Here is a 25,546-nt window from a genome sequence, read left to right as displayed (position 1 = left end):
CATGACCCGGCCTCTTCTGAGCATAGAAAATCTGTCGATTGAGTTTTCAAAGCAGGGCGAATCTCGCCCGGTGGTGACGGATTTATCGTTGCAGATCCAGCGCGGAGAGACGCTGGCGCTGGTCGGGGAATCCGGCTCTGGTAAGAGCGTTTCGGCACTGTCGGTGCTGCGCCTGCTCCCTTCCCCGCCGGCCAGCTATCCGCAGGGGGATATTCTGTTCCATGGACAATCCCTGCTGAACGCTGATGAGCAAACCCTGCGCGGCATTCGTGGCAATAAGATTGCCATGATTTTTCAGGAGCCGATGGTGTCGCTCAATCCATTGCATACGCTGGAAAAACAGCTCTATGAAGTGCTGTCACTTCATCGGGGAATGCGTAAAGAGGCAGCGCGGGGGGAAATTCTGGACTGCCTTGAACGCACCGGCATTCGTAATGCGGCGAAAAGGCTGAACGATTTCCCGCATCAGCTTTCCGGCGGCGAGCGCCAGCGCGTGATGATCGCGATGGCGCTGCTGACGCGCCCCGAACTGTTGATTGCGGATGAACCCACCACCGCGCTGGACGTCACGGTGCAGGCGCAAATTCTGCAACTGCTGCGTGAACTGCGCGACGAGCTGAACATGAGCCTGCTGTTTATTACCCACAACCTGAGCATCGTGAAAAAGCTCGCTGACGCGGTGGCCGTGATGCAAAATGGCCGCTGCGTCGAACAGAACAGGGCAACTGCCCTGCTGAGCGCGCCTCAGCACCCGTATACACAGCGCCTGCTCGATAGCGAACCCTCTGGCGACCCGGTTCCGCTTAACGCTGACAGCGCACCGTTGCTGAAGGTTGAGGACCTGTCGGTGTCATTCCCGATCCGCAAAGGCATTTTGCGTCGCGTGGTCGATCACAATCATGTTCTGAAAAACATGAGCTTCTCTCTGCGTCCGGGCGAGTCGCTCGGGCTTGTGGGCGAATCCGGTTCGGGCAAAAGCACCACCGGCCTGGCGCTGCTGCGCCTGATCGCCTCGCAGGGAAGCATTCTCTTTGACGGCATGCCGCTGCAAAACCTGAGCCGCCGCCAAATGCTGCCCGTCCGCCCGCGGATGCAGGTGGTCTTTCAGGATCCGAACTCTTCGCTGAACCCGCGGCTGAGCGTATTGCAGATTATTGAAGAGGGCCTGCGCGTTCATCAGCCCGCGCTGACGGCACAACAGCGTGAAATCGACGTGAAGCGGGTGATGGCGGAAGTGGGTTTAGATCCCGAGACCCGGCACCGGTATCCGGCTGAGTTTTCCGGCGGACAGCGCCAGCGTATAGCGATTGCCCGCGCGTTGATCCTGAAACCGGAGCTGATCGTGCTGGACGAGCCTACCTCTTCACTGGACCGCACCGTGCAGGCGCAAATTCTGGCGCTGCTGAAGGGGCTACAGGAAAAGCATCGGCTGGCCTATATCTTTATCAGCCACGATTTACAGGTGGTGCGTGCGCTTTGCCATCAGGTGGTGGTATTGCGGCAGGGAGAAGTCGTTGAGCAGGGAGAGTGCCAGCGCGTATTCACTGCGCCTGCGCAGGATTACACGCGCCAGCTATTGTCCGCCGACTAGCACTCAGAAAGGATATTGACCGGAGAACGGTTCGGCAATCGCCACGCCGAAGTTTTTCAGACGGCAGGTCGCAGCAAATTCATCCTGGCTGTTAACAAACAGGCACGGCTCACCTTCGCATTCCAGCACGGAGCTGTCTACTTCGATGTCCGTCAGCGCCTGGCTGAGACGTTCCATAACCGGCCACGCATTTTCATCGCTCGGGCTAAGCAGCTTGAGCGCCACCAGACAATTATCCTCCCCGGCAACGCTTTGCGGAATCGGTTCAACTTTCGAACCTGCAAAACCCGTCGACCAGCGATAGCTCTGGGGCAAGCGATGGACAATGGAGAGTTGTAATGTATTCACGTTCAGATCCCCGGAAGCAAATTTACTTCACAATTTATTTACATTTATAGTAACACATCATCGCCAACCTGCACTGTTTAGCGGATTTTATAGGCGTTGCAGGCTCGCGTCGGCGCTATATGTACCCGTTTCTGCGATCTAACTCAACCTTTTTAAATACAATGATGTGACTTTTTACATAAATAGATTTTACATAAAAGAAACAAACACCGGGTAAACGAACCGAGGGTTGGTTGATATGGGTCAACAAAAAGGCCCGTTTCGGGCCTTAAGTGCTCATTTATGCGCCGTCTTACGGGGCCGGCTGGCGTAAAGATAGAAGAGGATGGAGCAAGTCGCGCAGAGGGCAATCGCCCACAGCATCGGCCAGGCAGTATTAAACGTCGCCATTGAGAGCAGCGCCCCGACAATCGCGCCAATCCCGAAACGGAACGTCCCTGCCAGCGACGAGGCGGTGCCCGCCATATGCGGGAATTCGTCGAGGATCACCGCCATCGCGTTGGATGAGACCATCGAAACGCAGCCAACAAACGCCGCCACGCCCACCACCAGCGCCCAAAAACCGACGCCCAGCAACGCGCTCAATACCAGCCAGATAGCCATCACGAACTGGATCCACAGCCCGGCGCGGAACATATTCAGCGCCCCGACCCGCCGGACAAAGCGGCTGTTGATAATGGTCATCACAAACAGGAACACGATATTCAGCGCGAAGTAGTAACCAAAGTGCTGGGGTGACACATGGTTCAGTTCGATGTACACAAACGGCCCCGCGCTCAGGAACGAAAACATCCCGGCAAAGCTAAAGCCGCTGGCAAGCATATAGCTCAGCACGCGCTTATGGCGAAACAGCGAGGCAAAGTTGCCAAGCGTGGTGCGGACGTGAAACTTCTGACGGCGCTCGACCGGCAGCGTTTCATCGATAAAGACGAAGATCATCACCGAGGCCAGCAGCGCGGCAATCGCCAGGATCCAGAAAATCGCATGCCAGCTGAACCACACCAGCACCGCCCCGCCCACCATGGGGGCGACCAGCGGCGCAATTGTTGTGACCAGCATGACGAACGACATCATGCGTGAGAACTCTTCCTTCGGGTAGATGTCGCGCATCAGCGCGTTAATCACCACGCTTGCCGCAGCCGCAGCCAGGCCATGGAAGAAACGCATCACGATCAGCTGATCGATACTCTGCGCCAGCGCGCAGGCCACCGCCGCTGCGGCAAATATCAACGTCCCGCCCAGAATAACGGGTTTGCGCCCCAGGCTGTCTGCCATTGGGCCATAAAAGAGCTGGCCGAGCGCAAAACCAAGAATGTAGGTGCTGAGCGTCATCTGTGCGCTGCCTGCCGGTACGCCAAACTGCGCGGAAATCACCGGCAGCGCGGGCAGATACATATCGATAGACAGCGGCATCAGCATGGCCAACAGGCCAAGGATAAATACGATTTTAAACGACGAGTGTGGCCTGGTGGTCACAGGGTTCTCCTGAATTTAGCGTGAAAGCAGCCCGACGCTGGCAATCTCTTCTTCCGTCAGCGGGCGATATTCCCCTGGCGCCAGGTCTGGATCGAGTTCAATCGCGCCGATACGTTCACGATGCAGCCCCACAACGTGGTTGCCCACGGCGGCAAACATCCGTTTCACCTGGTGGTAACGGCCTTCACTGATGGTCAGACGGACGTCCGTTGGGGTAATGACTTCCAGCACCGCCGGTTTGGTCAGATCTTTTTCATTATGTAGCTGAACGCCTTTCGCGAATTGCTCTGCCGTGTCATCCGAGACCGGCGACTCAAGTGTCACCCGATAGGTTTTCTCACAGTGATGGCGCGGGGAGGTGATGCGGTGCGACCACTGACCGTCATCGGTCATCAGCACCAGGCCGGTGGTATCAATATCCAGTCGCCCTGCCGCATGCAGCTTGTGCGCCACAGGTTCGTCGAGGAAGTAGAGCACCGTCGGGTGATCCGGATCGTCCGTTGAACAGACGTAACCTTCCGGTTTGTTGAGCATGAAGTAGCGCGGGCCATTCTGCTGGGTCAGCGGGTTGCCGTCATACTCCACCTGGTGGTCAGGCTGGAGTTTAAAAGCGCTGTCTTTCACAATGTCGCCGTCCACGGTTACGCGGCTGGCGCGAATTTCACGCCCGGCAATAGCGCGGCTTACGCCGAGTTGCTGAGCGATAAACTTATCAAGTCGCATGAAATCTTTTTAGCCTTAATGGTGCTGGAAGTCGGACTACGCGTCCGAAAAAGAAGCAGTCAGAAACAGTTCAGTATAATGGTCTGGTTGCGCCACTCAAGGGAAAAAGTTTCGTGGCATACTATATGCGAGTTAACTGAATAGAGAAGCCATGACGTTCACACTACGCCCCTATCAGCAAGAAGCCGTTGATGCCACCCTCGCCTGGTTTCGCAAGCACCGGGAACCCGCTGCCATCGTGCTCCCGACCGGAGCCGGTAAAAGCCTGGTGATTGCCGAACTGGCGCGCCTGGCTCGCGGGCGCGTGCTGGTGCTGGCGCACGTAAAAGAGCTGGTGGCGCAAAACCACGCCAAATATTGCGCGCTCGGCCTGGAGGCCGATATTTTTGCCGCCGGGCTGAAGCGCAAAGAGAGCCACGGGAAAGTGGTGTTTGGCAGCGTACAGTCCGTTGCGCGCAACCTGGACCTGTTTCGCAGCGAGTTTTCCCTGCTGATTGTCGATGAGTGTCACCGCATCAGCGATGACGACGACAGCCAGTATCAGCAAATCCTCACTCATCTGAGAGAGGTGAACCCTCACTTACGCCTGCTTGGCCTGACCGCCACGCCATTTCGTCTGGGCAAGGGCTGGATTTATCAGTTTCATTATCACGGCATGGTGCGTGGCGATGAAAAGGCCCTGTTCCGCGACTGTATCTATGAGCTTCCGCTGCGCTACATGATCAAGCATGGCTATCTGACGCCACCGGAGCGGCTGGATATGCCGGTCGTGCAGTACGATTTCAGCCGCTTACAGGCGCAGAGCAACGGGCTGTTCAGCGAGGCGGATCTTAACCATGAGCTGAAAAAACAGAAGCGGATCACGCCGCATATCATCAGCCAGATTGAAGAGTTTGCGCAAACGCGCAAAGGGGTGATGATTTTTGCTGCTACCGTCGAACACGCGCGTGAAATCACGGGGCTTATGCCCACCAACGACGCGGCGTTAATTACCGGTGAAACCCCCGGGCCGGAGCGCGACAGCCTGATTGAGGCTTTCAAAGCCCAGCAGTTCCGCTACCTGGTGAATGTCTCCGTATTAACCACCGGGTTTGACGCACCGCACGTTGACCTGATTGCGATTCTTCGCCCGACCGAATCCGTCAGCCTGTACCAGCAGATTGTCGGCCGTGGCCTGCGCCTGGCACCGGGCAAAACCGACTGTCTGATCCTCGATTATGCCGGTAATCCGCACGATCTCTACTCCCCGGAAGTGGGCACGCCAAAAGGCAAGAGCGACAACGTGCCGGTACAGGTGTTTTGTCCGGCCTGCGGGTTTGCCAACACTTTCTGGGGCAAAACTACCGCCGACGGCACGCTGATCGAACATTTTGGCCGCCGCTGTCAGGGCTGGTTTGAAGACGATGAAGGCCATCGCGAACAGTGTGATTTCCGCTTCCGCTTCAAAAACTGCCCGCAGTGCAACGCCGAGAACGATATCGCTGCCCGCCGCTGTCGGGAGTGTGACACGGTGTTGGTCGACCCGGATGACATGCTGAAAGCGGCGCTGAAACTGAAAGATGCGCTGGTGCTGCGCTGTTCCGGCATGGTCTTACAGCCCGGTGCGGATGAAAAAGGCGAGTGGCTAAAGATTACCTATTACGACGAGGACGGCGCAGACGTCAGCGAGCGGTTCAGGGTCCAGACGCCCGCCCAGCGCACCGCGTTCGAACAGCTCTTTATCCGCCCGCATACCCGCACGCCCGGCGTGCCGCTGCGCTGGATAACCGTGGCCGATATCGTGCGCCAGCAGGCGCTGCTGCGCCATCCTGATTTTGTTGTCGCCCGTAAAAAAGGGCAGTTCTGGCAGGTGCGTGAGAAGGTCTTTGACTATGAAGGACGCTTTCGCCGGGCAAACGAATTGCGCGGTTAACGGGACTTTTCGTTGATGCGCGAGCCATTTGAGTATAAAATGCCGCCCGCTTCACATCCGTGAGGCAGAACACTCACCTGCTGCTGGGTCGCCTGTAGCAGGGTTTTAAATACAGAGAGAAATCAATGTTCACTATCGAAGCAGAAGTACGTAACGTGCAGGGTAAGGGTGCGAGCCGCCGCCTGCGTAACGCTAACAAGTTCCCGGCTATCGTTTACGGTGGCGAAGCTGCTCCAGTTGCAATCGAACTGGATCACGACAAAGTGTGGAACATGCAGAACAAAGCTGAATTCTACAGCGAAGTTCTGACCATCGTTGTTGGCGGTAAAGAAGAAAAAGTGAAAGTTCAGGCTGTTCAGCGTCACCCGTTCAAGCCAAAACTGTCTCACATCGACTTCGTTCGCGCGTAATCGCAAACCTGTCGAGAAAAACCCCGCTTCTGCGGGGTTTTTTTATGGCCGCTACTTACCGCCTGAGGTGCGACGCTGGAGCTGATCGCGCAGATTCGGCGGCGTGCCTTTAATGGTCAGCGTGTCGGTCGCCGGATCCCAGAAGATACGTTCCCCGAGCAGCATGGCATCAAAGTTAATGGTTAACCCACCGCCGCTACCGGCAAATTTCGTCAGCTGACGCAGCGTACTGCGATCCGCCGGGAAGCTCTCTTCCAGCTCATAGCCTTTTTCTGCGGTAAATTCCTGGAAGCTGACTTCGCTGACGCCCGCCAGCTCTTTGGACAGCGACTCCAGCTCAATCTCTTCCCCGGCCTGTAACTGCTCGTTACAGTAGCTATAAACCTGCTGACGCACGGTCTGACGCTCAGATTTATCCAGCTGCGCCTCAGCGGTAAAGTCATCCACCGCCTGGAGCAGACCTTTGTTCTGCGCTTTGGCGTTCAGCCCTTCACTGGCACCGAGGAAGTCCATAAAGAAATCGGCCACTTTGCGGCCCACGCGGCCTTTAAGGAAGGTCAGGTAGCGCGTCGATTCCGGATTGGTTTCCCATTCGGTTAAATCAATACGCGCCACAATATCCGCATGGTTGATATCCAGATAGTGCGTTGAGCTGATATCCAACTGCTCGTTCACACGCATGCTGCTTAAATTATTCAGCACGGTGACCAGCAGATACTCTACCGCCAGATAGCGGTAGTGGCAGAACAGGACGATACCGCCATCGGCGAAGGGATATTTCGCCAGTTCGTCACGAAGACGGCCGGTTGCAGCGCGGCTGAATGCCAGGAAATCCTCTTCGCCCTGACGTTGCAGGCGCAGGCTATCCGCCAGTTCGCTCTCTTCGCTGAACAAGCCATAGGCTTTATTTTTCGCGCTGTAGACGCGATGCAACTCCGCCATCATCTCGACAACGGTAGGCGTTGGTTCCAGTAACGAATCGCGCAGCACCACTTCAAGGGTTTGCTCATCACGCTTGATAAGCTGGTGCAAGGCAATCTGGTTGATTTCCAGACTCATGATAAACTCTCCTTTTAGACCGGGCGGTATTCAACCACCACCAACGCATGTGTGCAACAGAAGATAAAAAAGGGGAAAAAAAGCTGTTGCTACGGTAATATGTCGCCCTTCTCTCAACAAACTGATTTTGATTTATGCCACAACATTCCCGCTACAGTGACGAACACGTTGAACAACTGCTCAGTGAGCTGGTCAACGTACTGGAAAAACATAAAACGCCAACCGATCTCTCCCTGATGGTTTTGGGAAATATGGTTACCAACCTGATCAATACCAGCGTTGCTCCGGCTCAGCGTCAGGCGATCGCCAAATCTTTCGCCCAGGCTTTGCAGTCATCCGTTAGCGACGACCAGGCACACTAAGGGAAACGAACAACAGTTTATGGTGACGAATCGTCAGCGCTACCGTGAAAAAGTCTCCCAGATGGTCAGCTGGGGGCACTGGTTTGCCCTGTTCAACATTCTGTTGGCGATGGTGCTCGGCTGCCGTTATCTGTTTGTGGCGGACTGGCCAACCACGTTAACCGGGCGTATCTACTCGTGGATGAGCCTTGTTGGTCACTTTAGCTTTCTGGTCTTCGCCACCTATCTGCTGATCCTGTTCCCACTGACGTTTATCGTCATGTCGCAGCGGCTGATGCGCTTCCTGTCCGCCATTCTTGCGACGGCGGGCATGACGCTGTTGCTTATCGACAGCGAAGTCTTTACCCGGTTCCACCTGCACCTGAATCCTGTCGTCTGGGAGCTGGTGATTAACCCGGATCAGAACGAGACCGCCCGCGACTGGCAGCTGATGTTTATCAGCGTGCCGATTATCCTGCTGATCGAAATGTTGTTCGCGACGTGGAGCTGGCAAAAGCTCCGCAGCCTGACCCGACGCCGACATTATGCGAAGCCCGTCGCGGCGCTCTTTTTCGCCTCATTTATCGGTTCGCACCTGATGTATATCTGGGCAGATGCGAACTTCTACCGCCCTATTACCATGCAGCGCGCGAATCTGCCGCTCTCCTATCCGATGACGGCACGTCGTTTCCTTGAAAAACACGGTCTGCTGGACGCGCAGGAGTATCAGCGTCGTCTGGTCGAACAGGGTAATCCGGAAGCGGTCAGCGTGCAGTATCCCCTGAGCGATCTGAAATATCGCGACATGGGGCGCGGTCAGAACGTGCTGCTGATTACCGTCGATGGCCTGAACTATTCTCGCTATGAGAAGCAAATGCCTGCCCTGGCTGAATTCGCTGAGAACAACATCGTATTCACTCAGCATATGAGTTCCGGTAATTCGACCGACGCGGGTATTTTCGGTCTGTTCTACGGCATTTCACCGAGTTATATGGACGGCGTGCTGTCGGCCCGTATTCCGGCTGCATTGATTACCGGGCTTAATCAGCAGGGCTACCAGCTGGGGCTGTTCGCCTCTGATGGTTTCAACAGCTCGCTGTACCGCCAGGCGCTGCTGTCTGATTTCTCACTGCCAGCCGCGCAGAGCCAGTCTGACGATCGGACTGCTGACCAGTGGATAGACTGGCTGAAGCGCTATGCACAGGAAGATAACCGCTGGTTCTCCTGGGTTGCGTTTAACGGCACAAATCTTGATGACAGCAATCAGAAAGGCTTCGCGCGCCGCTATAGCCGTGCGGCGGGTGATGTCGATGCGCAGATCGCTCGCGTGCTGACCGCCCTGCGCGACGCGGGCAAGCTGGACAATACGGTCGTCATTATCACGGCGGGGCATGGCGTGCCGCTCGGCGACGAAGCGAAGGGCATGGACTGGTCGCGTCCGAACCTGCATGTCCCGCTGGTGATCCACTGGCCGGGCACTCCCGCGCAACGCATCAATATGCTGACCGACCATAAAGACGTCATGACCACGTTAATGCAGCGGCTGCTGCACGTTAGCACGCCGGCAATTGAATACTCGCAGGGACAAGACCTCTTTAGCGCCACGCGGCGTCATAACTGGGTCACGGCTGCTGGCGAAAACACGCTGGTGGTGACCACGCCGACGCTGTCCCTTGTGCTGAACAGCAACGGCAATTACCAGACGTACAGCCTCGAAGGTGAGAAGCTGAAAGACCAGAAACCGCAGCTCAGCTTGCTGTTGCAGGTGCTGACAGACGAGAAGCGCTTTATCGCTAACTGATTATTTATGAATCAGTTAGCGTTGCTTCCCCCTTGCAATCAAAAAGGAATCGAGTAGTATTCCTTTTATGCGTCGGCACGTAGCGCAGCCTGGTAGCGCACCGTCATGGGGTGTCGGGGGTCGGAGGTTCAAATCCTCTCGTGCCGACCAAAACTACACAAAAAAACCAGCCGCTTATGGCTGGTTTTTTATTGCCTGTCTTCGCATGCACAATGCTTAGTGCTTCTCACGCCCACCGAGAAAGAAAATCCCCAGCGGAATCGCCAGCAGAACGGTGAACACCAGACTGTAAACAAAGATCATCGCTGATTGCAGGACAAACATGCTGGTTGTCCACGCAGAGAGCGGGATGTTGTACTGCTCGATCACGCCGACAATGGTTGCTCGCCCCACGCATGCAGCAGCAATCATAAACACAACCAGTAACGCCAGCAGGAACTTGCGGCCTTCAGGTGTCTTCAGTTTTTCCCGTACCATCTCTTCTCCCTTTACAGATGAATAACAATAATTAACGCGTAAAATAACACGATCTCTGCACCGACTCCACCACAGCATTAAACACCAATAAAAGAGCATAAAAGCAGTGCTTTAATCCGTTTAAAATGAAAATGTGAGTAAATTACGCCAACCATTCACATACATTATGTTAGTCTTTCCGGGATCGTTTTAACAAAAAGGAATGACAGTGAAAAACGCACCTAAATTTGCCATCGCCCTTATCGCCGCTGCGTGCGCGAGCACCAGCGCTTTCGCCAGCGAAACCCCAAAAGAGCAGCCGCTGGAAAAAGTTGCCCCGTATCCGCAAGCGGACAAAGGGATGAAGCGCCAGGTAATTCAGCTCCCGGCTCAGCAGAATGAAGGGAATTTCAAAGTCGAGCTGTTAATCGGCCAGACGCTGGAAGTGGACTGCAACCAGCATCGTCTGGGCGGCCAACTGGAAAGCAAAACGCTGGAAGGCTGGGGTTATGACTACTATGTCTTCGACAAAGTAACCTCGCCAGTCTCCACCATGATGGCGTGCCCGGACGGCAAGAAAGAGAAGAAATTTATCACCGCCTATCTGGGTGATAACAGCCTGCTGCGCTATAACAGCAAGCTGCCGATTGTCGTTTATACGCCGGAAAACGTGGATGTGAAATATCGCGTATGGAAGGCGGATGAGACGGTAGGACAAGCAGTAGTTCGTTAAAAATAAGTCGGGTGGCGCTCACGCTTACCCGACCTGGAAAGGGTGCGTTCTGGTGCCCTCACCCCAACCCTCTCCCGGTGGGAGAGGGAGAAAACACGAAAAACGGTAACGGATGTTACCGTTTTGCGTTTACCTTACAGCGCGATATCCGCAACCGGCTTGTTTTCCGCCTGAGGCTTCAGCTCTGCCTGTGGCGCAGCATCCGCAGCCTGCGGTTTGACGTATTGCAGTTGCAGAACGCGACTGGTGTATTCCAGCTCTTGTTCCGTGGCGTCAACGTTACCGTTCAGCTTCGTACCGTAGGATGGAATAATGGCTTTCAGCTTCGCCTGCCATTCCGGGCTGGATACTTTGTCCTTAAACACTTTTTCCATCAGGTGTAGCATGATTGGCGCAGCGGTAGACGCCCCCGGGGATGCTCCCAGCAGCGCGGCAATAGTGCCATCCTTATCGCTCACTACTTCGGTACCCAGACGCAGCACGCCGCCCTCTTTCGGATCGCGTTTGATGATCTGCACGCGCTGACCCGCCTGCCACAGACGCCAGTCTTCTTTCTTCGCCTGCGGATAGTACTCTTTCAGCGCCTCGAAGCGTTCTTCATCAGAGAGCATCACCTGGCTAATCAGGTATTTCACCAGATCGAAGTTATCCAGTCCCACGTCCATCATTGGCTTGACGTTCGACGTCGTGGTCGCGCTCAGCAGATCCCAAAGGGAACCGTTTTTCAGGAACTTGGTAGAGAATGTAGCAAACGGCCCAAACAGCACCACGCGCTTACCGTCCAGCATACGGGTGTCGATATGGGGAACGGACATCGGTGGCGCACCAACAGAAGCCTGACCGTACACTTTAGCCAGATGACGGTTAACCACTTCAGGGTTTTCCGACACCAGGAACTGGCCGCCAACCGGGAAGCCGGCGTAGTCGTCCGCTTCCGGAATACCGGACTCCTGCAACAGTTTCAGCGCCGCGCCGCCAGCACCGATAAACACGAACTTCGCCTTAATCACATGCTCGGCTTCGTTGTTTTTCAGATCGGCAACGGTCACGCTCCAGCTGTTATCCGCGTTGCGCTTGAAACCACGTACTTCGGAGCTGAGTTGCAGGTTAAAGTTCTCTTTTTTCTTCAGAGAGGCCACCAGCTGACGGGTGATTTCACCGTAGTTAACGTCAGTACCAATTTCAGTGCGGGTCGCCGCCACTTTCTGGTTCGGATCGCGGCCTTCCATAACCAGCGGCGCCCACTCTTTGATTTGAGCGTGATCTTCAGAGTATTTCATCCCGCGGAAAAGCGTGCTCTGTTGCAGGGCAGCGTAGCGCGCACGCAGGAAGTTGACGTTTTGATCGCCCCACACAAAGCTCATGTGCGGTACGGTGTTGATGAAGGAGTGCGGATTGTGCAACACGCCGCTGTTCACCTGGTGAGACCAGAACTGGCGTGAGATCTGGAACGCTTCGTTGATCTCTACCGCCTTCTCGATACTAATGGAACCGTCCTTTTTCTGCGGCGTATAGTTCAGTTCCATAAGTGCCGAGTGCCCCGTCCCGGCGTTATTCCAGCCGTTAGAGCTTTCCTGCGCCACGCCATCAAGGCGCTCGACCATCGTCATGGACCAGTTCGGCTCTAATTCCTGAAGATATGTGCCCAGCGTGGCGCTCATGATGCCGCCACCAATTAAAAGGACATCCGTTTCCTGCTCTTTTGGTGCGTCAGCCTTCGCCGCCAGCGAGACGGCGTTCAGCCCCACGGCCAGAGAAAAGAGCACGGCAGTCATTTTTTTCATCATTTATGCCTTAGTTGAATAGTGCTTGATGCGTGGAAATTACAGGTGAAACACGCTGCGGTGGCACGGTAGCAACTTTTAAATATTGTTTAAAGGTTACGAAATTATTGTAATTGTGAAATTTAATGATGGATTGTTTGTAGGGTTTTGGCATACAGGCTGGCACCCGATGATTTTCCTGGCTATGATGCTGCACTTTGTGATCGCGCGCACGGAAGCCTGCCCCTACCAGCGAATTGTTATGTCATTACCTCACTCGTCTGTACCCCAAGAAGGCCATGTCGCCACCGTTTTACGTTCGCCTCAACGTCTGATGCGCGAAACCCTGGCCGGCGTGATTACCGCGCTGGCGCTGATCCCGGAAGTGATTTCGTTTTCCGTGGTCGCGGGCGTGGATCCGAAAGTGAGCCTTATCGCCTCCGTGGTGCTCTGTTTCGCCCTTTCCCTGCTCGGCGGGCGTCCGGCCATGGTGACGGCGGCGGCCGGTTCCGTCGCGCTGGTGATTGGCCCGATGGTCCATCAACACGGCGTACAGTACATTCTGCCCGCGGTGGTGATGGCTGGCGTGATTCAGATCCTGTTCGGCGCGCTGGGAATGGCGCGGCTGATGCGCTTTATTCCCCAGTCGGTGATGACCGGGTTTGTTAACGCCCTTGGCATTTTGATTTTCTTTGCCCAGGTGCCCCATTTCTGGAGCCGAAGCCCGCTGATAGTGGGCCTGTTCGTGCTGACGCTGCTGATTGTGCTGTGGGTGCCACGCTATATCAAAAGCGTGCCCTCCCCGCTGATTGCCATTGTGCTGCTGACTTTGTTCACCGTCACCAGCGGGCAAATCCTGCCAACGGTAGGGGATGAAGGCTCCATGAGCGGCGGTTTGCCGGGCTTTACGCAACTGCTGGTGCCGCTCAATCTGGAAACCCTGAGCATTATCTGGCCGTGTGCGCTAAGTATCGCTTTTGTTGGCCTGCTGGAATCCTTGCTGACGGCAAAACTGGTGGATGAACTGACCGTTACCCCTTCAAGCAAGCGCCGCGAGAGCATCGGTCTGGGCGTGGGGAATATTATGGCCGGGTTCTACGGCGGCATTGCGGGCTGCGCGATGATTGGGCAGACCATCGTTAACGTGGAGATGGGGAAAGGCAGAAGCCGTATCTCCACCCTTGCGGCGGGTATCGTACTGCTTGTGCTGGTTACGGCGCTCAGCGAGGTGATGGCCAAAATCCCGATGGCGGTACTGGCGGGTATTATGGCCATTGTGGCCGTCAAGACCTTTAGCTGGCATAGCGTTCAGCCCGGAACGCTGAAAAACGCGCCGGTGGCTGAAACCGTCGTGATGCTGGTGACGGTTGTGGCAACGGTTTACACCGGCAACCTGGCGATTGGCGTGCTGGGCGGGATTGTGATGATGTTCATCCTCCCTGCCCGACTTAAGCAAAAAGCACTGGCTACAGAAGAAAAATCGTCGCCAGTCCAAGAAAAATAAAGAAACCGCCAGTATCGGTAATGGCGGTGATCATCACGCTCGACCCCACCGCGGGGTCGCGCCCCAGCCGGGTCATCGTCAATGGGATAATCACGCCCATCATCGCCGCCACCAGCAGGTTCAGCACCATCGCCAGCATCATGACCCCGCCCAGCGCCATATCATCGTACAGCCACCAGGTAATGCCGCCCATGATGCCGCCCCAGACAAGGCCGTTAATCAGCGCGACGCCCATCTCCCTGAAAATCAGCCACGAAAAATTACCCGGCTGAATGTTTTCCAGCGCCAGGGCGCGAACGATCATGGTGATTGTCTGGTTGCCGGTGTTCCCGCCGATCCCCGCCACAATCGGCATCAACGACGCCAGGGCCACCAGCTGGGAAATGGTATGTTCGAAGCCGTCAATAACGCGGGACGCCACGAACGCGGTGCATAAATTGATGGCGAGCCACGCCCAGCGGGTTTTGACGGCCTTGCCGACGGAGGCATGAACATCGTCTTCGGCACTGATACCGCCAAGGGCACGCAGGTCGTTATCGGTCTCTTCATAGACCACGTCAACGATCTCATCAATGGTCAGACGCCCCATCAGCTTGCCCACCGAATCCACCACCGCCGCGCTCACCAGGTCATCACGTTCGAAGGTACGCGCCGCTTTTTCGGCATCGTCTTCCGGCGAGAAGACCATCGGCTCGGTTTCCATGACCTCACTTACCCGCTGCTGGGTGCTGTTCAGCAGGATCGTTTTCAGCTCCAGCTCCCCGAGCAGGGTTTTATCCCGCGAGGTGACGAACAGTTTATCGGTGTTGTCCGGCATACTGCCCAGGCGACGAAGATAGCGCTGCACCGTACCCAGGGTGACGTCCGGACGCACGGTGATGACGCCAAACTCCATGATCGCGCCGACGCTGTTTTTCTCGTAGTGCATCACCTGACGCACGCGCGCCCGCTCCTCGGCAGGCAGGGAAGCCAGCAGGCGTCCGGTCAGGTTGCGCGGAAGATGCTGAACGAGGTAAATCTGCTCATCGATATCCAGCGTTTGCAGGGCGTCAAGAATGTCCCGGTCGCTCATCTCATCGATAAGGTCATCCCAGACGTTTTCCGAGGCTTCAAGCAGCACCTGACCGCGCTCATGATCCTGCACCAGCCTCCACAGGGCGTGGCGCTCCTCGGAAGGCAATGCCTCCAGGGTGTCCGCCAGATCCGGAGGTGGTAAATGTGCAACCAGCGCACCTACCTCAGCAATATCGTCGGCCAGCGTGCCGACATCATATTGCTCAGCCAGGGTTAGCTTACCCAATAACGTTGACGTGACCGCTTTATCGGTCGTCAGGAGCCAGATGAGCCGCGCACGCTCCTGGTCACGCTGCCTGGCGCTGTTTTTCTTTAATACCGACATCAATCATAAATCCATTAAATGAGTTGGCGTTAAGCATAGCGCGGGGATATGTAAATAAGAATAAACGGCGGGTCGGGATGGAGAAAAAAACGGCATATATGAAAAATTAGTGTGCCGGGGGCCACCCGGCACAATTGCAATCAGGCCGTGCGCGCCACCGCGTCCCGTGACGCCGCATCGCGCTCATCGCCGGTCAGCTCGCTCAGTTTGCCGTCGCGCATCTCCAAAAGACGGTCGGCGTGAATGAAGTAGTGATCGTCATGGCTGATGGCAAAAATGGTTTTCCCCATCGCCTGCATCAGCGGCAGCAGGACCTGATAGAACTCGCGACGGAAGTGCGGGTCCTGATCGGCGGCCCATTCATCCAGCAGGATAATGTCGCGCTCTTCGGCCAGCGCCAGCAGCAGCGCCACGCGCTTCTTCTGCCCTTTCGACAGCTTGAGATTCAGGATTTTGCCATCCTGTAGCTCCAGCTTGTGTGACATTTGCAGATGCGCAAGCCACTTCTCCACCAGCGCCGGATCCGCCTGCTGCCCTTCCGGGCCCAGCAGCCGGTCGAACAGCCAGACGTCGGTAAATACCGCCGAAAAGAGCTTGCGGTAGTCCTCCGGTTTCTCCGCGCTCAGCGCTTTGCCATCCAGCAAAATTTCGCCTGACTGCGGCTGGTAGAGGCCGGTCAGCAGCATCGCCAGCGTGGATTTGCCGCTGCCATTACCGCCGATCAGGAACAGCAGTTCGCCGCGGTGAATGGTCAGATTTATCGGCCCCACGGAGAAGGCGTTATCCTGATAGCGGAAGGTCACGTTACGCAGCTCAAGCGTTTGCCAGTTCGGGAAGGCCTGCGGGCGCGGGAACTCAGCCTTAAACGGCGCAAGGTCGAACTTCTTCAGCTTGTTGAAGGCCACCTGTGCGCTCAGCAGCGTCGGCAGTGCGCCAACGGCCGACAGCAGCGGCGTGCGTAAAAACAGCAGCGTCAGGGAGTAGGTTGCCGCCACGTTGGTATCCGCCCACCCCAGGCTGTTCGCCATCCAGAACACCAGACCAATGGCACCCAGCATCATGATGTTGGACCAGTTCACGGCGCTCAGGTGGAACGTATCGGCGCGAATAATGTGATGACGATATTCGTGCGCATCCGGGATATAGAGATGATTGAAGATATGTTCGGCGCGCTCGCGGTTCAGCGTCAGCTCTTTGCGCCCTTCCAGCACTGTCTGATAATCGTTATAGAGCTTGTCTTCCGTTTCGCGCAGCACCGCCATGTGCTTATAGACGCGTGATACCAGCAGGAACCCGCCCCAGATGGTAATAACAATCCACAGCGCCGTTACCGCCAGCATTTTGCTGGAGAGCCAGGCGAGATAGGCTGCCGAGCCAAAGGTCAGGATGATCCCCTGCACCAGCTCCGGCAGGCGCACAAAGGCGATGGTAATGGCGCGCACATCGCTGGTCAGCCCCGCCAGCAGCGAAGCACTTCCCAGCTGTTCGATGCGTTCCACTTGAGTATCAAGGATCCGTTTGATGAACTCGCTGCGCAGACGGAAAACGAAGTGGTGGCCGAGCGCGGTCAGCGCCAGCTGTGACCCGAGCGTGACTGCCATCAGCAGCAGCAGTAAACCCAGAAATTCCGGCAGGACGGAGAGTGACGTGTCGACCATTTCGATCAAACGCACGTTAATGAAGGCAATCAGGCCGATCCCCAGCGCCGCGCTGGCAAGGCTTAGCGCCATCACCGCGATAAAAGGCCAGCGATACTGCCGCCAGACAAGAAGAAGTAGTTGCATGCAGAGCAATCCGGACAAGAAAAATCAGCCAGCAGTGTAAACTGCCTTTCACACACATCAAGAATAATTCTTATTTTTATTCTCTGTACGCTGCCTGGCGGAACGTGAGGTTGTAGCGAAACGCCCCCGCCACCGGGTGATCGCCATTTTTAAGCGGCTGAATACCGTGATAAAAAAGCCGTGATTCACCGCCCCAGACCACCACATCGCCATGCTCCAGCATCAGCCGTTTAAGCGGGTCGTTGCGCCGCAGGCCGCCAAACTGAAAGACAGCGGGCAGCCCAAGGGATACCGAGACAATCGGCGCGCGCAGGTCAGGCTCGTCCTTATCCTGATGCAGGGAGAGTTTTGCGCCGACGGCATAGCGGTTGATCAGACAGGCATCGGGACGAAAATCAGGATAGCCGGCCGCCACGGCGGCATCGTGACACAGCGCCTGAAACGCCTCCGGCATCGGCGGCCACGGCCTATCCGTCAGCGGGTCGTTCGCGGCATATACATAGCCCCGCTCATTCGTCGCCCATCCCAGTTCGCCGCAGTTGGTCATCGCCACGGACATGGTATACCCACCCGGCGTGACCATATGGCGAAACGGCGAACGGGCGGTGACGGTATCAATACCGTCGAACAGCGCCGCCGCGCGGGAAAGCGCAAAACGTCTCAGGATCGTCGCCCCCGGCGCGAGCGGCTCCTGCCAGGGTTCAGCATCAGCAAAAAGATCGAGCATTATCCCTCCGGGTTGTTCGCCTCACGTTTCAACAATAGCACCTTACGCGCTGCGCCCCAGCGATAACCCGACAGCGCACCGTCGTTACGCACCACGCGGTGACAGGGGATAACTATCGCCAGTTTGTTGGCTCCGCAGGCCCCCGCCACGGCACGTACGGCATTGGGTTTACCAATGGCCTTCGCCACCTGCTGATAGCTTGCCGTTTCACCGCAGGGGATAGCCCGCAGCGCCTGCCAGACCTGCTGCTGGAAGGCGGTACCCCGGATATCCAGCGGCAGCGTCAACGGCGTCGCGCGGCTGTCGACAGAGGCAATCACCTGACGAACACGCCCGGCAAATGCGCCTTCCATCGGTTCACGGACGGCAAGCGGAAACAGTGACAGCAGCTCAGCCGTCAGCCCGGCGTCGTCATCACCCAGCAGTATTGCGCAGATCCCGCGCTCGCTTTCCGCCACCAGACAGTGGCCCAGCGAGCAGTCGCTGATGGCATAGCGGACCGCAGCCTCTCCGTTACGGTACTGTTTCGCCGTCATGCCCAGCGCGCCGTTGGCTTTACGGTAGTAGCTGCTGCCGTCCGGGAAGCCAGCGGCCAGTACGGCGTCGGTGATTTTACCGCCCTGTGCAAGCAGGCTACGCAGGCGTTGTTCACGCGCAGCCTGCTGCCATGCTTTCGGCGTCATGCCGGTGACGGATTTAAACAAGCGGTGGAGATGGAACGGACTCATGCCAACCTGCTGCGCCAGGGCCTCCAGGTTCAGCGCGGCATCCTGCTCAAGCAGTCGGCAGGCCAGCGCAACGTTGGCCTTTTTCTGCGCCATAGGGTCGACCTGGTCCGGCCTACAGCGCTTACAGGGGCGGAAACCCGCCTGCGCGGCCTGGTGAGCATCAGGATAAAAGCAGACATTTTTACGCAGCGCGTGGCGGGCACGGCAGGACGGACGACAATAAATGCCGGTCGTCTGCACGGCAAAGACAAACTGGTTATCCGCACGCGGATCGCGGGCCAGAACAGCCTGCCAGCGATCCTCATCGGTAAGATAGGTTGTGTTTTTCATCATCGGCTCCTCTTACAAGCATACGCTCAGCTTGCCTGAACGCCACCGAACAAAAACCCGCAACCTTGCTTTTTAATTTTTTTCGCTCACCAGGAAGCTGTTGAACTGCGGTGAACTCCAGGTTTTAAACCCGTCAGCCTCTTTGGTGATCATATAAACGGCCAGCCCTTCCTGACGCACCACCTCTTTGGCCTTCTCCGTGCCGAGCACCATCAATCCGGTATCCCAGGCGTCGGCTTCCAGCGCAGTTGGCGCTATCACCGTCACGGACACCAGGTTGTGGGTAATCGGGCGTCCGGTTTGCGGATCAATCACATGCGAGATACGTTTGCCATCCAGCTCGTAATAGTTGCGGTAGCTTCCGGAGGTGCTGATACCGTGCCCGTTGATGTCGACAATCGCCTGCACCGCGTTCTGCTGATCGGTTGGTTTTTGGATGGCCACTCGCCACGGCCTGCCGCTGGCGTTCATGCCCCGGCTGACGAGCGCGCCCCCGACGGAAACCAGATAACGGGGAATACCTTCCTGCGCCATCAGGGCCGCGAGATGATCCGCAGCATACCCCTCGCCTACCGTGGAGAGATCCACAAACAGGTCGGGAATGTCTTTTTGCAGGTATTGCTGACCGTACTGGGAGATCACCGCCAGATGCTGTAACCCTGTACGCGCGCGGGCGTCGTCGATGGCGGCTTGATCTGGTGTGGTCACCGGCTGCTTGTTGGGGCCAAATCCCCACAGGTTCACCAGCGGCCCAACGGTCACATCCATTGCGCCGTTGGTTTTGTAGCCCACGCGCATGGCTTCCGTGACGATATCGGCCATTGCTTCGCTCACCGGCCACAGCGAGGTGCTGCTGGAGCGATTGAAACGCATCAGCGCTGAGTCATTTTTATAGGTAGAGAGTAGCTGATCGTCGGCATCCAGCTGCGCCTGAATTTTACCGCGTAGTTCTTCAGCGCGGGATTTATCGATATTCATCACGCTGACGCGCCAGAAGGTCCCCATGGTTTTCCCTTCCAGCACCGTCGCGGCGGGTGCGTCGATTTTTGCGGGCTGTGTAGAAGAGTCACACGCGGTCAGGAGTAAAAAAGTCGCCAGAACGCTGGCGCGTAAAAAAGTCATATCCATTGGTTATTATCCTCATGCCAGGGCGGCAAGAGTACACTAAAACAGCGTATTTGAAGACCCTAAAAAAGCATGAAAAAAGGGGCCTGATGGCCCCTTTGTTGCAGTATGAGCAATTAGAACTGGTAAACCAGACCCAGCGCGACGATATCGTCAGTACCGATACCTGTCTGACGGGTGAAGTCATTTTCATCCAGCAGGTTGATTTTGTAATCAACATAGGTGGACATGTTTTTGTTGAAGTAGTAAGTCGCACCCACGTCAACATACTTCAGGATATCCTGATCGCCATAGTTTTCGATGTCTTTACCTTTAGACTGCAGGTAAGCCACGGATGGACGCAGGCCGAAGTCGAACTGATACTGAGCAACCACTTCGAAGTTCTGCGCTTTGTTAGCCCAGCCCTGATCGCCAACGCGGGTCGCGTTGTAAGTCTGAGTATACTGTGCAGCCAGGTAGATGTTGTTCGCGTCGTATTTCAGACCACCGGTGTAGGTCTCTGCGCGATCGCCTTCACCGTAGTAGCCCGCAGCGTTCTGGTCAGCAGTACGTTTAGAACTGGTGACTGCCGTACCGAGTGCGAAGCCTTCGCCCAGATCGTAAGTCAGAGAGCCGCCGTAGCCGTCACCGTTCTGACGCAGCGCGTCACGACCGTTGTTGGTCTGGCCTTCGCCGCTTGGGCTGCCGTTTTTACCCTGGTACTGCAACGCGAAGTTCAGACCATCAACCAGACCGAAGAAGTCCTGGTTACGGTAGGTCGCGAAGCCGTTACCACGCTGCTGCATGAAGTTGTCAGAACCGTAGGTATCGCCGCCGAACTCCGGCAGAACGTCGGTCCAGGAAGTCACATCGTAAACAACGCCGTAGTTACGACCGTAGTCGAATGAACCCGCATCAGCGAATTTCAGACCTGCGAACGCCACACGCGTCCATGAGTTGTTTTCGTTCTCACCAGAGTTACCCTGGATCTGGTATTCCCACTGGCCGTAACCGGTCAGCTGGTCGTTAACCTGAGTTTCGCCTTTGAAGCCCAGACGCATGTAGGTCTGGTCGCCGTCTGCACTGTCGTCATCAGAGAAATAGTGCAGGCCATCCACTTTACCGTACAGATCTAATTTGTTGCCGTCTTTGTTATAAATTTCAGCCGCATTTGCTGCGCCTGCCACCAGCAGAGCTGGTACCAGGAGGGACAGTACTTTAACTTTCATTTTATTAACCCTCTGTTATATGCCTTATTATTTACCACTGCTTACTGGTCAACCCTCTTAACCAGTCGGCAAGTTCATTCTCCTCAAAAATGCAGAATAATCCAACAGGAATATGATACGAAAACTTTGAAGATGTTTCACTTTACCATCAAGATGTTTCAATATGTAAATTTCAAGGAACTTTCACAAAGCATCAAAAGTTTAAAAATATAGCACGGATAATCAAAACAAAAATATATCCTATAAAATTCAAAAGACTAACTTAAAAAAGAGTACAGCACTGAATGACAAAAAAATTCCCGTCAACACCACTAAAATAACCCTCGCTATCATCATTAACTTTATTTATTACCGTCATTCAGTTCTGAATGTCTGTTTATCCCTAATTGAACCGGATGCTCCGCATTCGGTTTTTTTTTACCTTTCTTTACGTCAACAGACATTTTATGTGCTACCCGTCTGTAATGATAACGACTATTAACTAAATCCATCGCCCGGCGATTACAGATTTTCCTTTTCACTTTCAAAATTAATTTCTTGTTAATTCGTGCTATTTTACTGCCGTTGTAACAGCATATTTGTACATTTCACTGGGTTTTGTACATCTTTCACACGGATGACGTTGAAGCGGGTTGCGACAGATAAAAAGTCAAGGTCATACCGATAACGACGCTGGAAATTCAGTTATTACCCTTTATACTGCCCTATCCCATTACCGCGCGGCCATTACGGGTTAAACACATCGATGAGTCAGACTGAAACTACCGCCCCGAGCAAATTCTCCCTTCTACCGGGCAGCATCACCCGTTTCTTTCTTCTGTTGATCGTTGTGCTGTTAGTCACAATGGGAGTGATGGTTCAGAGCGCCGTGAATACCTGGCTTAAAGATAAAAGCTATCAAATTGTCGATATCACCCATGCGGTGCATAAGCGCATTGATACGTGGCGCTACGCGACCTGGCAAATCTACGACAATATCGCCGCCGCACCTGCCACCTCATCAGGCGAAGGGTTGCAGGAAACGCGCCTTAAGCAGGATGTGTATTACCTTGAAAAACCGCAGCGTAAGACGGAAGCCCTGATTTTCGGCTCGCACGACAGCGCAACGCTTGAGATGACGCAGCGGATCTCCTCCTATCTGGACACCTTGTGGGGCGCCGAGACCGTACCGTGGTCCATGTATTACCTGAACGGTCAGGACAACAGCATGATCCTGATCTCGACCCTGCCGCTTAAGGATCTCTCGTCGGGCTTTAAAGAGACCACCGTTGGCAGCATTGTCGATTCCCGTCGGGCAGAAATGCTGCAACAGGCCAACGCGCTGGACGAGCGCGAAAGTTTCTCGTCATTACGCCGTCTTGCCTGGCAGAATGGCCACTACTTTACGCTGCGAACCACCTTTAACCAGCCGGGCCATCTGGCGACCGTGGTTGCCTTCGATCTGCCAATTAACGATCTTATCCCGCCGGATATGCCGCTGGACAGTTTCCGACTGGAGCCAGACAACAGCACCCAAAATATGCGCACGCCGTCGGATAAAGAAGGCCCGGACAGCGTAGCGATCTCATTTAATGGCTCGAAGATTGAGATTGCCTCATCGCTCAACTCAACCGGTATGCGGCTGGTGTGGCAGGTGCCTTTTGGCACCCTGATGCTTGATACCCTGCAAAACATTATGCTGCCGCTGCTGTTGAATATCGGCCTGCTGGCGCTGGCGCTGTTTGGCTACAGCACCTTCCGTTTCCAGTCGGGCCGCCAGAGCGACTCGACGTCGGTATCAGCCGGGACCAGCAACGAGTTGCGTGTTCTTCGTGCCCTGAATGAAGAGATTATTTCCGTGCTGCCGCTTGGGGTGCTTGTTCACGATCAGGAGGCAAACCGGACGGTGATGAGCAACAAAATTGCCGATCACCTTCTGCCGCATCTTAACCTGCAAAATATTACGGCCATGGCGGACCAGCATCAGGGCGTCATTCAGGCCACCATTAATAATGAACTGTATGAGATCCGTCAGTTCCGCAGTCAGGTCGCCTCGCGCACGCAAATCTTCATCATCCGCGATCAGGATCGCGAAGTGCTGGTGAATAAAAAGCTCAAGCAGGCGCAAAGGCTGTATGAGAAAAACCAGCATGGCCGCGCGGCGTTTATGCAAAACATTGGCGATGCCTTTAAACAGCCGCTGAAGTCACTCGCCACGCAGATTGCTGATTTAAGCACGCCGGAAAGCCGACAGCTTAGCAGCCAGGCCGACTCGCTGGTTCGTCTGGTGGACGAAATCCAGCTTGCGAACATGCTGGAGAATGACATCTGGAAGGGCACCCCTACGCTCTTCTCCATTCAGGATCTGATTGATGAGGTGGTTCCGGAAGTCCTGCCGGTGATCAAGCGCAAAGGGCTCCAGCTGCTGATCAACAACCATTTACCGGCCAATGACGAGCGTCACGGCGATCGCGATGCCCTGCGTCGCATCCTGATGATGTTGATTCAGTATGCCGTCACCACGACACAGATCGGCAAGATCACCCTTGAAGTCAGCACCGATGAGTCCACCGACGATCGTCTGACGTTCCGTATTCTGGATACGGGCGAAGGCGTCACCGTGAGCGAAATCGATAACCTGCACTTCCCGTTCCTGAACGATACCCAGCGCGACCACTACGGTAAGGCGAATGCCCTCACCTTCTGGCTCTGCGATCAGCTGGCGCGTAAGCTGGGCGGTCATCTGAACATTAAGGCGCGCGAATCCCTCGGCACCCGCTACTCCTTGCATGTTAAAATGGCGGCGAATCCTCAGGAAGAGGATGAAGAGCGTCTGCTGGATGATGTGGTGGTGATGGTGGACGTGACCTCCAGTGAGATCCGTAATATCGTCGTTCGTCAGCTGGAAAACTGGGGCGCGTCCTGCATTACCCCGGACGAAAGGCTCGCGAGTCAAGAATTTGATCTATTTTTAACTGATAATCCGTCTAATCTTACTGCCTCCGGCTTGCTTTTAAGCGATGATGAGCCAGGCGTGCGGAAAATCGGCCCTGGGCAGCTGCGCGTCAACTTTAATATGAGCAATGCAATGCAGGAAGCTGTATTACAACTGATTGAAGAGAATCTGGCGCAGGAAGAGATCCTGGAGTCACCGTTAGGCGGCGATGAAAATGCCGAACTCCATGCCAGCGGATATTATTCGCTCTTCGTTGATACAGTACCAGATGATGTTAAGCGGTTGTATACTGAGTCCGCTGCGCAGGATTTTGCAGCGCTGGCACAGACAGCACACCGGCTTAAAGGGGTGTTTGCCATGCTTAATCTGGTTCCCGGCAAGCAGTTATGTGAAACGCTGGAACATCTAATTCGTGAGAAAGATGCCTCTGGCATTGAAAAATACATCAGCGACATTGACGCTTACGTCAAGAGCTTGCTGTAGCAAGGTAGCCTTATACATGAACAATATGAACGTAATTATTGCCGATGACCATCCGATTGTACTGTTCGGTATTCGCAAATCACTTGAACAGATCGAGTGGGTGGATGTAGTCGGTGAATTTGAAGATTCCACAGCCCTTATTAACAACCTGCCTAAACTTGATGCGCACGTGCTCATTACCGATCTCTCCATGCCTGGGGATAAATACGGTGATGGGATTACGCTCATCAAATACATTAAACGCCACTTCCCGGACATTTCGATCATTGTTCTGACCATGAACAATAACCCGGCGATCCTGAGCGCCGTTCTGGATCTTGATATTGAAGGGATTGTGCTGAAACAAGGCGCACCTACCGATCTGCCTAAAGCGCTGGCGGCGCTACAGAAAGGGAAGAAATTCACGCCTGAGAGCGTCTCACGCCTGCTTGAAAAAATCAGCGCAGGTGGCTATGGCGACAAGCGTCTCTCGCCTAAAGAGAGTGAAGTTCTGCGTCTGTTCGCTGAAGGTTTCCTGGTTACTGAAATCGCCAAGAAGCTGAACCGCAGTATCAAAACCATCAGTAGCCAGAAAAAATCCGCGATGATGAAGCTGGGTGTGGATAACGATATCGCCCTGCTGAACTATCTCTCTTCCGTGACGCTGAGCGCAACGGACAAAGATTGATCGTCGCTGTCTACGCCGGGTGACCCTCGCGGTTACCCGGTCT

The 25,546-nt window shown here is 55.2% G+C and carries 21 protein-coding genes and 1 tRNA gene; 10 read left to right on the top strand and 12 right to left on the bottom strand.

What is annotated here, in order from left to right; all coding sequences use genetic code 11:
• The first annotated feature begins 1 nt into the window (after position 1).
• On the top strand, positions 2-1,591 hold the full coding sequence (gene yejF, locus ACOT1A_RS04065; RefSeq protein ID WP_276169874.1) for a microcin C ABC transporter ATP-binding protein YejF: 1,590 nt from the start codon (positions 2-4) through the stop codon (positions 1,589-1,591).
• 3 nt (positions 1,592-1,594) lie between these two features.
• Here yejF and ACOT1A_RS04060 read toward each other — a convergent pair whose 3' ends face one another.
• The 3 genes from ACOT1A_RS04060 to rsuA all read right to left on the bottom strand — a co-directional run bounded on the left by ACOT1A_RS04060 (position 1,595) and on the right by rsuA (position 4,138).
• Entirely contained in the window at positions 1,595-1,939 is a 345-nt protein-coding gene (locus ACOT1A_RS04060; protein ID WP_003859372.1) for a YejG family protein, read from the bottom strand.
• A 276-nt stretch (positions 1,940-2,215) separates the two neighbouring features.
• On the bottom strand, positions 2,216-3,415 hold the full coding sequence (locus ACOT1A_RS04055; RefSeq protein ID WP_022648730.1) for a Bcr/CflA family multidrug efflux MFS transporter: 1,200 nt from the start codon (positions 3,413-3,415) through the stop codon (positions 2,216-2,218).
• A 15-nt stretch (positions 3,416-3,430) separates the two neighbouring features.
• Positions 3,431-4,138 carry a 16S rRNA pseudouridine(516) synthase RsuA gene (gene rsuA / locus ACOT1A_RS04050; RefSeq protein WP_022648731.1) on the bottom strand — a complete coding sequence of 236 codons (708 nt, stop codon included), beginning with the start codon at positions 4,136-4,138 and terminating at the stop codon, positions 3,431-3,433.
• A gap of 151 nt (positions 4,139-4,289) precedes the next feature.
• On the opposite strand from rsuA, the gene ACOT1A_RS04045 reads away from it, so the two are divergent.
• Positions 4,290-6,050, top strand: coding sequence for a DEAD/DEAH box helicase (locus tag ACOT1A_RS04045; RefSeq protein WP_276169875.1), 1,761 nt, complete (start codon positions 4,290-4,292; stop codon positions 6,048-6,050).
• Between the two features lie 125 nt (positions 6,051-6,175).
• Complete coding sequence (gene rplY / locus ACOT1A_RS04040) at positions 6,176-6,460, top strand: 50S ribosomal protein L25 (protein WP_022648733.1); 285 nt, start codon at positions 6,176-6,178, stop codon at positions 6,458-6,460.
• 51 nt (positions 6,461-6,511) lie between these two features.
• Here the strand turns inward: rplY and yejK are convergent, their stop codons facing one another.
• A complete protein-coding gene (gene yejK, locus ACOT1A_RS04035; protein ID WP_017693031.1) occupies positions 6,512-7,519 on the bottom strand; it encodes a nucleoid-associated protein YejK in 1,008 nt (335 codons plus the stop codon).
• Positions 7,520-7,653: 134 nt separating this feature from the next.
• Between yejK and ACOT1A_RS04030 the strand changes: the two genes are divergently transcribed.
• From ACOT1A_RS04030 to ACOT1A_RS04020, 3 genes are all read left to right on the top strand, one after another.
• On the top strand, positions 7,654-7,881 hold the full coding sequence (locus tag ACOT1A_RS04030) for a YejL family protein (RefSeq protein WP_001135586.1): 228 nt from the start codon (positions 7,654-7,656) through the stop codon (positions 7,879-7,881).
• A gap of 19 nt (positions 7,882-7,900) precedes the next feature.
• Positions 7,901-9,661, top strand: a complete 1,761-nt coding sequence (gene yejM / locus ACOT1A_RS04025; protein ID WP_022648735.1) for an LPS biosynthesis-modulating metalloenzyme YejM — start codon at positions 7,901-7,903, stop codon at positions 9,659-9,661.
• A gap of 73 nt (positions 9,662-9,734) precedes the next feature.
• Positions 9,735-9,811: transfer RNA gene (locus ACOT1A_RS04020), tRNA-Pro, on the top strand.
• A gap of 66 nt (positions 9,812-9,877) precedes the next feature.
• Here the strand turns inward: ACOT1A_RS04020 and ACOT1A_RS04015 are convergent.
• A complete protein-coding gene (locus ACOT1A_RS04015) occupies positions 9,878-10,138 on the bottom strand; it encodes a DUF2534 family protein (RefSeq protein WP_006811332.1) in 261 nt (86 codons plus the stop codon).
• Positions 10,139-10,340: 202 nt separating this feature from the next.
• Between ACOT1A_RS04015 and eco the strand changes: the two genes are divergently transcribed.
• Positions 10,341-10,850 carry a serine protease inhibitor ecotin gene (eco, locus tag ACOT1A_RS04010; RefSeq protein ID WP_032622478.1) on the top strand — a complete coding sequence of 170 codons (510 nt, stop codon included), beginning with the start codon at positions 10,341-10,343 and terminating at the stop codon, positions 10,848-10,850.
• A 134-nt stretch (positions 10,851-10,984) separates the two neighbouring features.
• Here the strand turns inward: eco and mqo are convergent, their stop codons facing one another.
• Positions 10,985-12,634 (bottom strand): malate dehydrogenase (quinone), encoded by a 1,650-nt coding sequence (gene mqo, locus ACOT1A_RS04005; RefSeq protein WP_199160190.1) that lies wholly within the window; start codon positions 12,632-12,634, stop codon positions 10,985-10,987.
• Positions 12,635-12,821: 187 nt separating this feature from the next.
• Between mqo and ACOT1A_RS04000 the strand changes: the two genes are divergently transcribed.
• Positions 12,822-14,117: a SulP family inorganic anion transporter gene (locus tag ACOT1A_RS04000; protein WP_032624810.1), complete on the top strand. Its 1,296-nt coding sequence runs from the start codon at positions 12,822-12,824 to the stop codon at positions 14,115-14,117.
• Here ACOT1A_RS04000 and mgtE read toward each other — a convergent pair.
• From mgtE to ACOT1A_RS03970, 6 genes are all read right to left on the bottom strand, one after another.
• Positions 14,080-15,516: a magnesium transporter gene (mgtE, locus tag ACOT1A_RS03995; protein WP_006811337.1), complete on the bottom strand. Its 1,437-nt coding sequence runs from the start codon at positions 15,514-15,516 to the stop codon at positions 14,080-14,082. The genes ACOT1A_RS04000 and mgtE overlap by 38 nt on opposite strands.
• 140 nt (positions 15,517-15,656) lie before the next feature.
• Positions 15,657-17,300, bottom strand: coding sequence for a multidrug ABC transporter permease/ATP-binding protein (locus tag ACOT1A_RS03990; protein WP_003859392.1), 1,644 nt, complete (start codon positions 17,298-17,300; stop codon positions 15,657-15,659).
• 76 nt (positions 17,301-17,376) lie between these two features.
• The gene (alkB, locus tag ACOT1A_RS03985; protein ID WP_023300603.1) at positions 17,377-18,027 is read right to left on the bottom strand and encodes a DNA oxidative demethylase AlkB; all 651 of its coding nucleotides are present in this window, start codon (positions 18,025-18,027) and stop codon (positions 17,377-17,379) included.
• Positions 18,027-19,085, bottom strand: a complete 1,059-nt coding sequence (gene ada / locus ACOT1A_RS03980) for a bifunctional DNA-binding transcriptional regulator/O6-methylguanine-DNA methyltransferase Ada (RefSeq protein ID WP_063151796.1) — start codon at positions 19,083-19,085, stop codon at positions 18,027-18,029. Before ada ends, alkB begins: the two co-directional genes overlap by 1 nt.
• A gap of 72 nt (positions 19,086-19,157) precedes the next feature.
• Complete coding sequence (gene apbE, locus ACOT1A_RS03975) at positions 19,158-20,213, bottom strand: FAD:protein FMN transferase ApbE (protein ID WP_045620899.1); 1,056 nt, start codon at positions 20,211-20,213, stop codon at positions 19,158-19,160.
• A 113-nt stretch (positions 20,214-20,326) separates the two neighbouring features.
• Positions 20,327-21,418: a porin OmpC gene (locus ACOT1A_RS03970; protein ID WP_023306624.1), complete on the bottom strand. Its 1,092-nt coding sequence runs from the start codon at positions 21,416-21,418 to the stop codon at positions 20,327-20,329.
• A gap of 745 nt (positions 21,419-22,163) precedes the next feature.
• Here ACOT1A_RS03970 and rcsD point away from each other — a divergent pair.
• Positions 22,164-24,836 carry a phosphotransferase RcsD gene (gene rcsD / locus ACOT1A_RS03965; protein WP_023300606.1) on the top strand — a complete coding sequence of 891 codons (2,673 nt, stop codon included), beginning with the start codon at positions 22,164-22,166 and terminating at the stop codon, positions 24,834-24,836.
• 16 nt (positions 24,837-24,852) lie between these two features.
• Positions 24,853-25,503, top strand: coding sequence for a response regulator transcription factor RcsB (gene rcsB / locus ACOT1A_RS03960; RefSeq protein ID WP_276169877.1), 651 nt, complete (start codon positions 24,853-24,855; stop codon positions 25,501-25,503).
• The last annotated feature ends 43 nt before the right edge of the window (positions 25,504-25,546 follow it).

The sequence above is a fragment of the Enterobacter cloacae complex sp. SYL003 genome, from assembly GCF_049236925.1.
GTDB classification, from domain to species: Bacteria; Pseudomonadota; Gammaproteobacteria; order Enterobacterales; family Enterobacteriaceae; genus Enterobacter; species Enterobacter intestinihominis.
This window is presented reverse-complemented; position numbering and strand designations above follow the sequence as displayed.